Raw genomic sequence first — 14,620 nt, 5'->3', positions numbered from 1 at the left:
CGCTTATATGTGTTTGCCTCTTTCCCAATCACTATTATTCAGTAACCTTTCACCCGCATCGACAGCGCCATCTTCCATCGTTGTCCCCATAGAATCATTCCAGCGATTTAAATAGCCAAATAATGAAATAACGCCAAGGATTTCTACAATGTCTTCTTCGCTCCAATATTGGCGAAGGTTTTCGCTGATGGTTTGATCGACAGCATTTGGAACACTTGACGCAGCAAGGGCAAATTCAAATGCGGATTTCTCAGCATCAGTATATAGGTTACTGTCTCTAAAGGACCAAATGTTTTCTAACCGTTCTTCACTTCCGCCATATCTTTCAGCAGCTAAAATAGTATGTGCTTGGCAATATCTACAGCCTGTATTTGCACTAGTAAGGTAGCCGATCAGGCGCTTCTGCTCTGAAGTGACTTTACCGGCATTTGCCATAACCGCTTTGTTTAGATTAATAAACGCTTTGGCGATTACTGGTCGACGCTGCATCGTTAATACACTATTTGGGCAGAATCCTAGCGTCTCGTTAAAAAACCTTGCGAGTTCAGCAACTTCTTCATTTGCGTCGCTAGCTAAAGGGGTAATAAGTGGCATGTTAGTTTCCTGTTGTTGTTTATTTATTCAATGAGTGTAATTAAGTTATGTTGCATATGCAACATAAATTGGTGGTTGTTAACTTGCTAACTGTTTTTTAAAGATAAAAGTGTTAAAGTTGTCAGTAACTTAGTAATTTGAATAATCATGATTGACAAAAAACCTAGAAGACAAGCTTTTCAGCTAACCACTGATTTAGATCAGCCGTTTGATCTCGATAGTCATTTACCTTTTAAAATCGCTGTCGTCAGTAACTTGCTCGCTTTAAACAGAGATTGGAAAATTCGCCAAGCTTGCCAACTTGATCCTAGAGAGATGCGAGTATTGATTAATATTGGTTCTTATATGCCGATTAAATCTGCAGACATCGCGTATCAGTCTCGACTTGATTCATATACCGTTAGCCGTGCGGTTAAAAAGCTATTGCAACTAGAGCTTATTGAAACTCAGCCAGATGCCCATAAGAAAAATGTGAAAAACTTGGTATTGAAGGAAAAAGGCGAAGCGCTATACCGAGACGTTACAAGAGAAATGAAGCAACGTGATAAAGTGCTAAACAGTGTGCTCTCGGAAGAAGAACTAGTAGTATTTAATCAACTTCTTGATAAAATTGAATATCAATCAGAAGCAATGTTAGCAGAGCAAGCGCTTGAAATGATTTCCAATGGTGAAGAAGCTCCTGCTGATCAAAAAGAGTTGATTCGTTGGTATAAGAAAAGCCAAGGTCGTTAAATTAAACTTGCTAGTTTACGAAACTAAAGAGTTTAAAGACGTGGCTTTATGGTAAAGCCAACCTTGGTGCAAGGTGACGCCGTTTTTAATCAAGTATTGTGCCTGTTCTTCTGTTTCTACACCTTCTGCCACTATCTCTAAATCGAGATTTTTAGCAAGTTCAATTAAGCCATCGAGTATTTTTCTTAACTGAGATTGAGTGCCTATTGAAGAGACAAAGCTTTGGTCTATTTTTAAAATATCAAAGGGAAGTTGTTTTAAATATTGAATGCCAGCGTAGCCAGTGCCAAAGTCATCAATCGCAAGCTTAATACCAAGCGATTTTAAATATTGAATCGCATCTACTACTCGAGCATCATCTAATTCCACTAGCTCTGTTTCAGTAAGCTCTAATACTAACCGTGGAATAGAACGCTTTAATATCGCAATTTCTTTTAGAAATTCAGCGCACTTAAAGTGCGCACCAGTAATATTTATATTAATTTTTAAATCTTTATGTCGGTTTAAAAGCGTTGGAATTTCTATAGTTAAATTTCGAATAACGGCCAGCGTTAATTCTACAGATAAACCATTTTTTTCAATGTCTGGTAAAAAGCGATTAGGTGTTAATAATCCTTCTACAGGGTGAACTTGCCTTGCTAAGGTTTCTGCGCCGACATATTTTTGTTGATTAGAGTCCCAAATAAGCTGGTAAAAGTTAACAAATTGACCTGTTTGCATTGCGTGAAGGAGTTTACTTTTTCGGCTTTTGTATACTTCTTGGTAGCTAGTCACCAATAAAAATAACCCCGCGAAACTGACTACAAGAATTATTAGTGTGGTAATGGAAGGTAGCACTTTTTTACCGTATAAAACGTCGTCTTTAATGGCCAAGATAAAGGCTAGTTCTGGTAATTGCGCTAAAGGCTCTGCCATTAAAAAATGTGTTGTTAGGTTGTCTAACTGTTGTTGCTTTAACGTTACACTGCTATCAATCGGCAAAAGTGAACTGTTGTTAATTGGTAGACTGTAATTACCAACGAGAGATAGTGGTACTCCAGTTTTTGCGTCAATTATTGCCGCAAAGGTAAATTCTTCGTTAACGCCTGCAATGCGGCTTTGCAAAATAGATTGTGGAAGTAGGGCGTTTAGTTCATATCCATCTTTGCGAGTGCGAGAAATAACTAAAGCCGCCTCGCCTACGAGTGTTGTATGTATAGGACCAAAAAAGCGCATCTGACCAGGGTTAATGGGTTTGGGGCTAGCAGTTACCCGCGGTGGTACCACTTTTCCCCAGCTAGCGCATATAAGTTGTCCTTGCGGGTTAACTAAACCAAACTCTGCCACCATGGGCATTTGAAAGTGTGCTCTTCTAAAAATCGATAAGTCGCTATCTAGACACGATGGCGACAAAGTTTCGTTGTATTCAAAATAGTCTGATAGCTGGGTAAGTACTACGTCAATTTCTTGCTTGAACCAATTAAACTCAGTTTGTACAAGCTTTTCTTGGGCAATTTTGTTTTCAGTGATCTCTCGAGGGTAGAGCAAAACAAAGATGAGAAATGTGCCAACACTAGCGATAACTGACGCTTTTACTTTACTACGCACAAAGGACACTGATATACCTTTTAAGAATTGCTATTCGAATAAACTTTTGAGTGTTTAATCAAATTGTAATTATTTTTATTTATATCAGATAGTAATCGATCTATGTGACAGTTTTGTTACAGTGTTTTAAATAGACAATGATGGCTATAACTAATATGACGATAAAAGGAATACTTGATAGAACAACAGCTTGCCAACCAAAAGAGAATAACACCCAGCCGGCGAGTAGCGAGGCGGTTGCTTGACTGGCAAAGATGACGAATTCATTTAGTGCTTGTACTTGATGTCTTTCATTGTTTTCATAGGTTTGCGGCAACAAAGAAGTCCCAGTTAAAAATAGAAAGTTCCAGCCTACGCCTAGAAGAAGAAGTGCCCACCAATAATGCATAACTTCGTGTCCACTAAATGCGACCAAAGCAACTAACCCGTAAATAACGACGCCGCTGATAAATAAGCTTTTTAAACCATACTTGCTAACTAAAAAACCTGTGAAAAGCGATGGTAAAAACATGGCCGCGATATGTGTTTGTATTACCCACTTAGTATCATTTAACGAATGGCCGTCCATGTTGTGCATGCTCAAGGGGGTTGCAGTCATCAAGTAACTCATTAAAGCAAAGCCTAGAGCTGCAGTGGTAATGGCAACAAAAAATAGCGGTTGTTTTGCAATGGTGCTTAGTGGGCGTCCAGAGCTGTTTTCATCAGCAGTTGATGGTGTTGGATCTTTAAATTGGGTCATCATTGCCATAGCGACAAGGTTCAATGCCGCTAATAACAAGAAGGAGCCAGTATACCCATGTGCTGAACTTATCCAGTCTTTAGCTACAACGGCAATCTCAGGGCCTAAGAAAGCAGAAAATATGCCGCTAAGCATTAAAACCGAAAGCACCTTAGGGACGTCACTAGGCGTTCTTGTGCTTTCTATACCTGCGAATCGCAGTTGTTGAATAAAGGCAGTACACATTCCCAATAGCAAAGAGGCGATAGTGAATAGAATAAAGTGCCCGTCTATCGTTGCCTGTGCAGCGATTAAACAGCCAATTAACCCCAATAAAAATCCAAAGTAAGTAGCTTTTTTCCTTCCCCATTTCTTGGCAAGCATTGCTGCAGGAACTGCAGCTGAAGCTACCCCTAAGATCATCACAGTTACCGGCAAGGTTGCCAGCGACGGGTCCGGCGCGATTTGTGATGCTAAAATCCCTCCAATAAAAACGATAACGGGAGACGCGGCCATCACTAGTGGCTGCAGTAGAAAAAGCACCCAAATATTTTTAGGCAAAGCATAAAGTCGAGACAAAACAGCCGTGGTAAACAAGAGCAATATGAAAGCGATAAACAAGTGACTGATCATGAGGTTCTTTATTAGGGGAAGGTCAAAAGCTTATTCTAAGCTAAAAAGTGGTAAAGTCAGCAACTTTATGCTGATTGATACGTTTACAGTGTTATTCAACTTCTTGTAGACTAGCAAAAAATTTTTCACACGATAATTATGAAATTTAGTCCTTTAGTACAAGAGCTTATTCTCGCATTTAAATGTTTGCCCGGCGTGGGAGCCAAATCAGCGCAGCGCATGGCGTTTCATTTATTGGAACGTAATCGTGTAGGCGGTGAAAAGTTATCAGATGCTTTGAGCAATGCGATGCAAAACGTCCAACATTGTCGTCAATGTCGTAACTTTACTGAACTGGAGTTATGTGACATTTGTGATAATCCGAGAAGGAGTGAGCAAGGGCAGCTTTGTGTCGTTGAATCTCCAGCAGATGTTATTGCAATAGAGCAAACAGGCGAATTTCAAGGCCGTTATTTTGTGTTGATGGGGCATTTATCACCCATCGATGGTATTGGTCCTGAAGATATAGGGTTGGATGTACTTGAGCAGCAATTTAGTGACAACAGTTTAAATGAGGTTATTCTTGCAACTAACCCTACTGTTGAAGGAGAAGCTACCGCACATTTTATTGCAGAGCTTGCTAAGAAACACGAAGTCAATGTGTCGAGAATTGCGCATGGGGTGCCCGTTGGTGGTGAATTAGAGTTTGTTGATGGCAATACATTGTCACATGCACTTTCTGGCAGAAAACAGTACTAAGGATTTATCGAGGCGTTAATCTCGGTTTAGGTTTCTTTTAGCCAGTTAATGCCATCATTGTGATTAGTGAAAAAAACGATTTCGGCAGACAAAAACCAATTGCCGATTTTGGTAGCCCACTCTTGCCAGCCTTCTCGGCCTATTAGTGCGACCTTTTTAAACTGTTTACCATGACTTAAACCAAGTTTAAAGTCATCCCATGCAGCTCGTAGTTCCCAACCTTCCAACGCTGTACAATCTATCAGGGCGCTAATAGACGGAGATTCAATGCCAAGCAAAGCTGATTCAAGCATAGGTGTAATGATTAAGTAGTCTTCATGAGTTAGCTTCCCCTTTACTTCCATCGACATAAACAGTTGGTTACCTGTTCTCTCAATGCCAATTGTTATTCCATGTTTTTGCATAACAACTCCTTAGAAAATAACGTAAAGATCTATCAATAATACAACCAATAAAGTTTAGCTGAGTTCAGGGTGTTTATTATACAAAAATTGTATAAAGTTTGTGTTATTTTCGTTGAAGAATTTTATGCAAGCTGATATACATGGTGTAAAATTAAGCAATAGATATTAGTGCATTTGTACAAATGTACTTCTTTCCTTTGATTGAGCGGTTGGTAAAGGACTACATGACCAAATATTTTGTATTTTTAGTTTCAAAAGCGTCGCATACTTGCAAGTTTCTCCTTGCTATTGGCTTTTTGCTGCTTGATCCATTTGGTTTAGTTACCGCATCAGATAATGCTTCAGCTAACTTTATCAATCGGATGAAGTCCACCCTATATAGCAATGAAGCGCAAAAAGAAATCATTGTTGTTTTAATTGATGAGCAATACTTGAAGCATACCGAGTCAAGTTGGCCTTTACCGTATAACCAACAAATTAGATTGTTTAGAAAGATACTGCATTACGAACCCAAAGCTATGTTTATCGATTTAGTGTATTCACAAGATAGAAGCGAAGGGCGCGATAAGCTAAGTCGTTTACCTAGAATTTTGGAGCGCTATGAGAAGCTTAACGGTACTAAAACTTTTTTAGCTCTTTCTGATGATGGTGTAACTAATATCCCTCAAGCGCTGAGTGAGCAAAAATATTGGGCTGATATCGCTTGGAGGGGCTTCGGTGATCAATATCCGCTAAATACCAATGGTTTAAATACTGCAGCTCTGGCTCTTTATGAAGAGTACTGTAGCCAAACGGGTAAATGTCAGTTTCAGCGAAACAGCTTTAACGCGCCAATGTCTATTCAGTGGGGAGAAAAAGTAGCTGACTTTCAGAGTAAATTAACGCCGAACGAAGATTGCCAGCGCAATACGTCGATTATTCGAATGTTCCTTTCCGACTTATTTTGGCGCATTAGTGGCGAAAAGATTCAAGAATGTCCTTACAGTCAAACGATGATGGCATCTTCTTTGATTGGTAGTGACGAGGACGCAGAAACGTTATTTAATGCCGCTTTTAAAGATAAAATTGTCTTGATAGGCGCTAATATCAGTGGTGCTCAGGATAAAGTGGTTTCGCCAGTTCATGGCTTAACACCGGGCGTTTTTCTTCACGCAATGGCATTAGATAATTTGATAACTTACGGTGAAAATTATCTCAGAGACTCGCCAAGCGTGTTCGATACAGACATTAATTGGATAGACTTAGTTGAGTTGCTGTTCGTTTTACTCATTTTTAAACTTCGTTGGGCAAAACAAGCGTCTGCGCCAGCAGATTTGAATTTTGTTATTCATAAAGATACTAATAACGCTAATGACGATGCAACATGTTTGTCACACTGTTTAATAGAGGGAAAAAGCAAGCCTGAATTCGATAGAGAGTACCGTTTATCAGATAGAGAAAAGTACATTTTAAATGAACAATACAAACCACTCATATTAACTGCAAAGTTTACGCCAGCAGAATCTAAGCCTGAATCGAAAAATGCGCTAGTGCGCCGCTTATCTCGTTGGAAGCGAGGCTATTCTAAAGCATTAATTCCATATGTTGAACACAGCATGCTTACGATTATTGGTTCACTATTTCTTTTCACAGCATATTTAGCACTTTTCACTGAATACCGAGTGATTAATTTTATTGGATTGTTTTTTCTTGCCGTATCGCTGATACCCAACGATACGCTGGAAGATTTTTATCATTTTTTAACGATTAAAATAACGAAAGGTAAGGAGGGAGTCTCATGACTATTACCACAAAACGACTTGTGCGAGTGAGTAAATTGTTAGCTGTATCACTTTCATTATTTATGTTCAATTCATATGCTGAAACATTAAAAATCATTGAATATGTCTACCCGTCAATAGCTTTACTCGATAAAGAGGCGAGCTTAATTAAAAAAGTTGATGTCGCGACTTTGCCAAAGGCGCCGGTAGAGGTCTTGCTGATTGATACTGATTTGGAAATCGTAAAAATTAAAGACAAGTCAGGCAATGAAGTTTGGCTCGACACCATGGATGTTAAGCTTAACAAAGGCAAGGGTGTTGTTATGCCTTGTGTTGCTCTTAACAAAAATGAAGACAAAAGTAGTATGCAAGCAGGTACGTTAGGTTACGGTAAAAGCTGTTCTAAGGAGAAATAAGATGAAAAAATTATTGGCACTTAGTTCGCTATCAGTAGCATTATTACTAGGTGGTTGCAAAACAGTTAGTGGTTTAGGGGATGCGGCATCCAATCTATTTGGTAATGATTACTATGATGGATTTGAGGGTAAGTTTGTCGATGTTTCTAAGCTTAACGACTACAAAGAGCTAGAAGATAAATATACAGGAACAGGCACAGCATTAAGCTATTCTGGTAATGAAGTACCTGCTCATCATGTACGAATTAATAACATTGTCGAATCGCCTAAGTTAAATGCATATTTCCAGAAGATGACCGACGATATTATATCTCATTGGCCAGGTACACCGGTAAAGGCAAAAGTGCATATTATTGATAGTTTTGCCTTTGCGCCTTCAGTCGATTCTTGGGGAAATATTTATATTCCAATCAGCATGCTGGTTAACATTGAGAGTGAAGATGAAGCGGTTACTTTAATGGCTCACGAAATTAGTCATTTATTACTGCGACATCACGAGCGCACTGCTGCTTTTGATGAACAACGAAAGACTATCAATACCATTGCATCAGGTGTTGTTGCTGCAAATGTCGCTAAAGACACCAAAGTGGTTAAACGCGGTAATAAATACGATTTGGATTATCAGCCTTCAAAACACGGCAGTAAAAACATTACCAAAGCTGCCGTTTACTCTGGGCTTATTAATAGTATTTCCGACAATGTTTGGAGTACCGCTTGGGGAAGAACCCAAGAAAATGAAGCTGATTTATTAGGAATGGACTTGGCCATTGCTATGGGGTATTCACCGCGTGCAAGTAGAGACACCTTGGAGCGTCTAGCTAATTTTCAAGGGCAGCAAGAAAGCTTGTTAGATAACTTTTGGGGTGAGCAGAAAAAAGTGCTTACCGGTGCTATTGAGGATATGAATGTTAATGGCTTCACTGAAGGATTAAATAACACAGTAGAAAAAGGATTGGGTACATTGATAGCGTCAGCGGGCCAGTGGTTTAAAGAGTCGCATATGTCTCCTGAGAAACGCGATATTCAATTACGCAAATATGCGACACGCGAGTATGACGACAAAATACGTCAACGAGTCAAGAAAAAACAATGGCGACAGTTTATTAACCAACCTGAAATCCTTGAGGTAATCAAAGGTTATCGAGTGACGTACCAAGTGAATCAATTGCTGTCTGAGCAAAAAGTGTCTGAAGCGAACCAAGTAGCAAAACAGCTTACTCGGTTAAGCATTAATAGACAGCCTGGCATTCGAGATGTTATGTATAACCTCCGCCGCACCCAAGGAAATCTGGACAAAGCCTATCAAAATTTAGAGCTTGTTCGTGGTTGGGAGAACGCCTCTCGAGGTATGTACACTAAAATGATTGAGTATCTTATCCAGAAGAAAGATTTTGATCGTGCCATGAAATTCATTGTTCAAGCTGAAGATGTTTTTAAATCAGAAGAGTTATTTATTTATGAAAAGGCGATGGTTTATTTTCAGTTAGATCAACACGATGAAGGCGTTGCGGCGCTTAAGCAGTGTGCGAACTACGAAAATAGCAAAGAAATGTGTAAAACCTACTTACAACAACTTAACGCGTAAGTTGAAAAAGCTCACTAGAGCCTGACTCTTCAGGCTCTAGCCACCAATTAAAATTTATTCTTGAATCTTAAATTAACCATCCCCATATCCCTTTTAACTTGAGGATTTAATCCTGCGAATGTAAACGAAATTAGTATAAAAAGGAGATGGCTCAGATGTCTGAGACAGGTCAACCAGAAGTTCATGGCTTTCAAACAGAAGTAAAACAATTACTTCAATTAATGATCCACTCGCTTTACAGCAATAAAGAAATCTTTTTACGAGAATTAGTGTCTAATGCTGCCGATGCTTCAGATAAACTTCGTTTTGAAGCATTGAAAAATGCCGACCTTTATGAAGGTGACGGCGAATTACGTGTTCGAGTAAGTGCTGATAAAGATACAAACACTGTGACAATATCGGACAACGGTATTGGTATGACTCATGACCAAATCGTAGAGCACTTAGGTACTATTGCAAAGTCGGGGACAGCTGAGTTTTTCTCAAAACTATCGGGTGACCAAGCATCTGATTCACAATTAATAGGCCAATTTGGTGTTGGTTTTTACTCTGCATTTATTGTTGCTGATAAAGTCACTGTGCGTTCTCGTGCTGCTGGTGTTTCTGCGGGCGAAGGTGTTGAGTGGCAGAGTGAAGGTGAAGGTCAATTCACTACGCGTCAAATCGAAAAATCTAACCGTGGTACTGATATTATTCTTCATCTTAAAGAAGATGAGAATGAGTTCCTAGATGACTGGCGTTTGCGTTCTATCGTAACCAAATACTCTGATCATATTTCTGTATCAGTTGAAATGTTATCGCAAGAAATTCCTGCCGTTGAAGCGCAAGAAGAAGTAAAAGATGACGAAGGAAACGTAGTTACGCCCGCTATCGAAGCGCGCGATGCTGTTCCACCACAATGGGAACCAGTAAACAAAGCAACAGCTCTTTGGACACGTGAAAAATCTGAAGTGTCAGAAGATGAATACAAAGAGTTTTACAAGCATGTTTCTCATGACTTTGCCGACCCATTACTTTGGGAACACAACAAGGTTGAAGGTAAAACTGAATATACTTCATTACTTTATGTGCCAAGCAAAGCGCCTTTTGACCTATACAATCGTGAAAAGCAACACGGCTTAAAGCTCTATGTGCAACGCGTATTTATTATGGATGACGCCGAGCAATTTATGCCAACGTACTTACGTTTTGTTAAGGGTTTATTAGACTCAAATGATTTACCGCTAAACGTTTCTCGTGAGATTTTACAAGACAATAAGGTAACGCAGGCAATCCGCAAAGGTTGTACTAAGCGTGTCCTTAAAATGTTGGAGAAGCTTGGCAATAAAGACAAAGAGCAGTATCAATCGTTTTGGAACGAGTTTGGTCAGGTGCTTAAAGAAGGTCCTGCTGAAGATATGGCAAACAAAGAGCAAATTGGTAAGCTGTTGCGCTTTGCTTCTAGCCATGAAGATTCAAGTGTGCAAAATGTATCGCTTCCTGAATACGTAGAGCGTATGAAAGAAGGCCAAGACAAAATTTTCTACGTTGTTGCAGATAGCTTTGAAGCGGCTAAGAATAGCCCGCATTTAGAAGTATTCCGCAAGAAAGGCATTGAAGTGTTATTACTTTCTGATCGCATCGATGAGTGGTTAGTAAGCCACTTAACCGAGTTTGATGGTAAGCAATTGCAGTCTGTAGCGCGTGGTGGAGTTGACCTAAGCGACATGGAAGATGAAGAGTCAAAAGAAGCACAAGAGAAACTTGAGCAAGAATTTGATTCAGTTACTAAGCGTATGCAAGATGTATTAGGCGATAAAGTTAAGGAAGTAAAAATTTCAAATCGCTTAACGGATTCGCCTGCCGTTATCGTTACCGCTGATGACGACATGAGCATTCAAATGCAGAAACTTATGGCGCAAGTTGGACAAGAAGTTCCTGAAGTGAAGCCTATTTTTGAAATTAATGCTGAGCATGATCTTGTTAAGCACGTAGCTGATGAAACTGATGATGAAAAGTTTGGGCAGTGGGTAGACGTGCTGTTTGAGCAAGCAACACTTGCTGAGCGTGGTAGCTTAAAAGATCCTGCTTCTTTCGTGGCAAGATTAAACAAACTAATGATGAGCTTAACCAAGTAAATTATTAGACTTTAGTAGAAAAAGGAGCAAATAAGCTCCTTTTTTTATGTTTAATAGCCAATTGTTACTTGTTTGCATACGGGCTAAATTGTATAGTGTTGCACTTCTATATGACGACAATATGATAGTTGCTTTGGCGGTTAAATTTTTAGCAAAATTAGCCTAAGTTAAACCGCCAAAGTAAGTATATTAAACATACAGGGCAATAAGTATATGCGCATTATTTTGTTAGGTGCTCCGGGCGCTGGTAAAGGTACTCAAGCACAATTTTTAATGGCTAAGTACGGTATTCCTCAAATTTCTACCGGCGATATGTTACGCGCCGCTATTAAAGCAGGAACTGAACTTGGTAAGAAAGCGAAAGAAGTAATGGACGCTGGTCAGCTTGTTTCTGATGAGTTAATCATAGGCCTAGTAAAAGAACGTATTGCGCAAGACGACTGTCAAGCAGGCTTTTTACTAGATGGCTTTCCTCGTACGATTCCTCAAGCTGATGCGATGAAGGAAAATGGCGTATCAGTTGATAACGTGATTGAATTTGACGTGCCAGATGAAGTTATCGTAGAGCGTATGGCTGGACGTCGTGTTCATCCGGGTTCTGGTCGTGTTTACCACATTGTTTATAATCCGCCTAAAACTGACGGTAAAGATGACGAAACCGGTGAAGACCTAGTTATTCGTCCTGATGATGAAGAAGCAACGGTTCGCAAGCGTTTAGGTATTTATCATGAGCAAACTAAGCCACTTGTTGACTACTATCAAGCTGAATCAAAAGCAGGTAACTGCGGTTACATCACTATCGATGGTACTCAAGCCGTTGATACTGTTAGCCAACAATTAGCAGAACAGTTAGGTTAATTCTTAACTCCTTGTTCTAAAAAGCCCGCTATATGCGGGCTTTTGTCGTTTTTGGCCTTTAATTGTCATAAGTCACCGTTGGCTTTTGGTTAAATGTTTTTAATAATGAAAAGAGCAACTTAATACAAAGGAACCTACATGGGATTAACAAGTGTCGGCTTTTACGCTGCAATATTAGGGTTAATGTACATCGCGTTAGCTTTTAGAATTATAAAGCTTAGATATAAATACAAGACTGGAATAGGGGATGGTGGCCATGCCGAGTTAGCTCAAGCTATCAGGGTGCATGGCAATTTTGCTGAATATACACCATTAGCTCTTATTTTATTAGCTCTTGCAGCTTATAGTGGTTCACATCCGATTTTAGTTCATGCTTGTGGCGCTGCGTTTACTATCGGCCGAGTGTTACATGCTATCGCTATTACCCATTCAAAAGGCCCGAGTAAGTTTCGCTTTTGGGGTATGATATCTAGCTTTATTGTTATTGCTATTTTGTCTGTTGAAAACATCAGATTATTCTTAACGGCAATGCTTTAGGCTTCCTGCAGGCTACAACTGTTATGACGGTAACTTCATGCCTATATGAGGTATACCGTCTTCTAAATAAGGTTCACTGCAAACAATAAACCCGTGTTGCCCGTAATAATCAGTTAAATGTTCTTGTGCAGAAATCTTAATCTCCAATCCTGGGAATTTAGCCTGACAGGCGTCAATGCCACGTTTAATCAACGGATGACCTAGACCGTTTCCTCTTGCGTATTGCGCAGTTAACACACGCCCAATTGATGGCTGCTCAGGATAGCTAGTACCGGGCGGGAGAATACGCAGATATGCTGTCATTTTGCTTTCTTGATAAAGAAATACGTGCAGTGTTTCTGGGTGACGATCTAAATCATCTAAGTCTGGGTAGTAGCAGGTTTGCTCAACCACGAAAACGTCAATTCTAAGCTTAAGCAAGTCATATAATTCATTGCAATTGAGTTGATTAAATGGCTTACATTGCCAATCTAAACAGGAAGTCATAAACCACCAGTGTTAAAACAAGATTATTGCCATTTCATCACTGGTAGTTTTATTTGTCTAGTCGAATAACGAATACCAAACTAATGTAATTGGTATTAAGCAGCGTTATTGCAATATTTGCAAAAAGCCTCGATAGCTTTTCTTTTCTAAGTATCTAAGAATTTCTTTCTTGTATTCAGCGATTTTGATATCTGGAAATTCAGCGGCTAATACATCTTCTAAAGATTGAGGATCCAAAAATAGAATGTAGCCTAGCGGCAAATAGGAAGGATCAAAGTCTTTTTTATAGATGACAGTACGAATTTGAGAACTAGAGTAATACTGGCGAGTGCCGTATTGTTTTTCTAATAAAGGTAAAAGTTTGCTGCCGTACTTCTTTATTGACCAATATTTAAACATAGCTATTCCTTAGCAATGAAAAGTCCGTGTATGGTAGGTGCCGTATATTACAGATTAGTTAAAAAATAATCAATGATTTTTGACTAGATGGTTAGGGTGCTATCGTCAAAATAAAAGTTATTTATTGATTACTTTGATTTTATTTTCATCGATAAAAAAGCCAGCTTGTGAGTATGCTTTAGTTATGCGTTTTTGCTGCCTTAGAATCGCTAACCCCTTTTCTATCGCTATATAAGCTTCTTGTCCTAATGGGTGTTTAGTACTAATAACAAAGTGACGACTGCCCTTTAATAGGATGCCGACATTTGGCGCTGGCACTAGGTGAACTTTGTCCATAGTAAATGAACGGTCAGCGGTTGAATGAAAGGCCATCAACATAAAGTCTACCCAGCCTAGATTAACCATTCTTGCCATGCTAAGCCATTCGTCTTCTTCTATTAGCTCCTTTAATGGAAGCTCTTCTAATGTTGCCCAATCTGTTCGCCATTTTTTAGTAGATACAGAGGTAAATTGTTCTAAATCGGCAAGATTTTGGATTGCCAAAACCGCTTTGTTTTTAGGGTTAGTATAAATGCCCGCAATATATTCTCCGTAGCGAATAACGGGTTTTGAAACGTATACATCGTTACCTAAAGCGGTAGCATCGGTAAGCCAATATGAGTCGAAACTGATCAATAATTTACCCGCAGATAACATTTTAGTATTTCTAAAGTTTAACTTGCCTGGGGCATAGCTAAATTTATAGTGAAAACCGCCTAGCTTTAGCGCTTGTTGTGCAATGATCATGTCGACAACATCTCGGCGAATCGTTTTACCTGAAAAATTGGTAATTTCCGTTGGATCTCGCCCATTAAGAAAGTTTTGATAATCTTCATACACGTCGTCGCGTATATAAATGAGAATGTTTTCAGAGGAGTCTTGTGCGCTGACAGTACTACTGAGCAATAAGAAGAAATAGCTAATAAGAAAATAGAAAGTAGTACGTAACATCAAGTGACCTTCTCAATACAACTGCGAAAATCCCTGTTATTTACTCCTTACTGTAATTAGAACGCT

The 14,620-nt window shown here is 39.3% G+C and carries 15 protein-coding genes; 8 read left to right on the top strand and 7 right to left on the bottom strand.

The genetic code is table 11. From position 1 onward, the window contains the following. Positions 1-3: 3 nt before the first annotated feature. Positions 4-594: a carboxymuconolactone decarboxylase family protein gene (locus ACOB80_RS13465; protein WP_473166367.1), complete on the bottom strand. Its 591-nt coding sequence runs from the start codon at positions 592-594 to the stop codon at positions 4-6. Positions 595-741: 147 nt separating this feature from the next. On the opposite strand from ACOB80_RS13465, the gene ACOB80_RS13460 reads away from it, so the two are divergent. After that, a complete protein-coding gene (locus ACOB80_RS13460) occupies positions 742-1,326 on the top strand; it encodes a MarR family winged helix-turn-helix transcriptional regulator (RefSeq protein WP_473166366.1) in 585 nt (194 codons plus the stop codon). Between the two features lie 15 nt (positions 1,327-1,341). On the opposite strand, the gene ACOB80_RS13455 is transcribed toward ACOB80_RS13460, so the two are convergent. Further along, on the bottom strand, positions 1,342-2,922 hold the full coding sequence (locus tag ACOB80_RS13455; RefSeq protein ID WP_473166365.1) for an EAL domain-containing protein: 1,581 nt from the start codon (positions 2,920-2,922) through the stop codon (positions 1,342-1,344). A 91-nt stretch (positions 2,923-3,013) separates the two neighbouring features. Continuing rightward, complete coding sequence (locus ACOB80_RS13450; RefSeq protein WP_473166364.1) at positions 3,014-4,264, bottom strand: MFS transporter; 1,251 nt, start codon at positions 4,262-4,264, stop codon at positions 3,014-3,016. A 138-nt stretch (positions 4,265-4,402) separates the two neighbouring features. Here ACOB80_RS13450 and recR point away from each other — a divergent pair, with 138 nt between their 5' ends. After that, the gene (gene recR / locus ACOB80_RS13445) at positions 4,403-5,002 is read left to right on the top strand and encodes a recombination mediator RecR (protein ID WP_473166363.1); all 600 of its coding nucleotides are present in this window, start codon (positions 4,403-4,405) and stop codon (positions 5,000-5,002) included. Positions 5,003-5,028: 26 nt separating this feature from the next. Here the strand turns inward: recR and ACOB80_RS13440 are convergent, their stop codons facing one another. After that, on the bottom strand, positions 5,029-5,406 hold the full coding sequence (locus tag ACOB80_RS13440) for a SpoIIAA family protein (protein WP_473166362.1): 378 nt from the start codon (positions 5,404-5,406) through the stop codon (positions 5,029-5,031). A 224-nt stretch (positions 5,407-5,630) separates the two neighbouring features. On the opposite strand from ACOB80_RS13440, the gene ACOB80_RS13435 reads away from it, so the two are divergent. The 6 genes from ACOB80_RS13435 to ACOB80_RS13410 all read left to right on the top strand — a co-directional run bounded on the left by ACOB80_RS13435 (position 5,631) and on the right by ACOB80_RS13410 (position 12,679). Then, entirely contained in the window at positions 5,631-7,187 is a 1,557-nt protein-coding gene (locus ACOB80_RS13435) for a CHASE2 domain-containing protein (protein ID WP_473166361.1), read from the top strand. Then, the gene (locus ACOB80_RS13430; RefSeq protein ID WP_473166360.1) at positions 7,184-7,582 is read left to right on the top strand and encodes a hypothetical protein; all 399 of its coding nucleotides are present in this window, start codon (positions 7,184-7,186) and stop codon (positions 7,580-7,582) included. The genes ACOB80_RS13435 and ACOB80_RS13430 overlap by 4 nt, the downstream gene beginning before the upstream one ends. A gap of 1 nt (position 7,583) precedes the next feature. Continuing rightward, positions 7,584-9,167 (top strand): M48 family metalloprotease, encoded by a 1,584-nt coding sequence (locus ACOB80_RS13425; RefSeq protein WP_473166359.1) that lies wholly within the window; start codon positions 7,584-7,586, stop codon positions 9,165-9,167. Positions 9,168-9,322: 155 nt separating this feature from the next. Continuing rightward, positions 9,323-11,284: a molecular chaperone HtpG gene (gene htpG / locus ACOB80_RS13420; RefSeq protein ID WP_473166358.1), complete on the top strand. Its 1,962-nt coding sequence runs from the start codon at positions 9,323-9,325 to the stop codon at positions 11,282-11,284. Positions 11,285-11,497: 213 nt separating this feature from the next. Then, positions 11,498-12,142: an adenylate kinase gene (gene adk / locus ACOB80_RS13415; protein ID WP_473166357.1), complete on the top strand. Its 645-nt coding sequence runs from the start codon at positions 11,498-11,500 to the stop codon at positions 12,140-12,142. Positions 12,143-12,280: 138 nt separating this feature from the next. Continuing rightward, positions 12,281-12,679, top strand: coding sequence for an MAPEG family protein (locus ACOB80_RS13410; protein WP_473166356.1), 399 nt, complete (start codon positions 12,281-12,283; stop codon positions 12,677-12,679). Between the two features lie 21 nt (positions 12,680-12,700). On the opposite strand, the gene ACOB80_RS13405 is transcribed toward ACOB80_RS13410, so the two are convergent. The 3 genes from ACOB80_RS13405 to ACOB80_RS13395 all read right to left on the bottom strand — a co-directional run bounded on the left by ACOB80_RS13405 (position 12,701) and on the right by ACOB80_RS13395 (position 14,554). Beyond that, positions 12,701-13,165 carry a GNAT family N-acetyltransferase gene (locus tag ACOB80_RS13405; RefSeq protein WP_473166355.1) on the bottom strand — a complete coding sequence of 155 codons (465 nt, stop codon included), beginning with the start codon at positions 13,163-13,165 and terminating at the stop codon, positions 12,701-12,703. 105 nt (positions 13,166-13,270) lie between these two features. Then, a complete protein-coding gene (locus tag ACOB80_RS13400; RefSeq protein WP_473166354.1) occupies positions 13,271-13,564 on the bottom strand; it encodes a DUF6559 family protein in 294 nt (97 codons plus the stop codon). Positions 13,565-13,681: 117 nt separating this feature from the next. Next, entirely contained in the window at positions 13,682-14,554 is an 873-nt protein-coding gene (locus tag ACOB80_RS13395; protein ID WP_473166353.1) for a hypothetical protein, read from the bottom strand. Positions 14,555-14,620: the final 66 nt, after the last annotated feature.

It is taken from the genome of Thalassotalea coralli (assembly GCF_055786205.1).
This window is presented reverse-complemented; position numbering and strand designations above follow the sequence as displayed.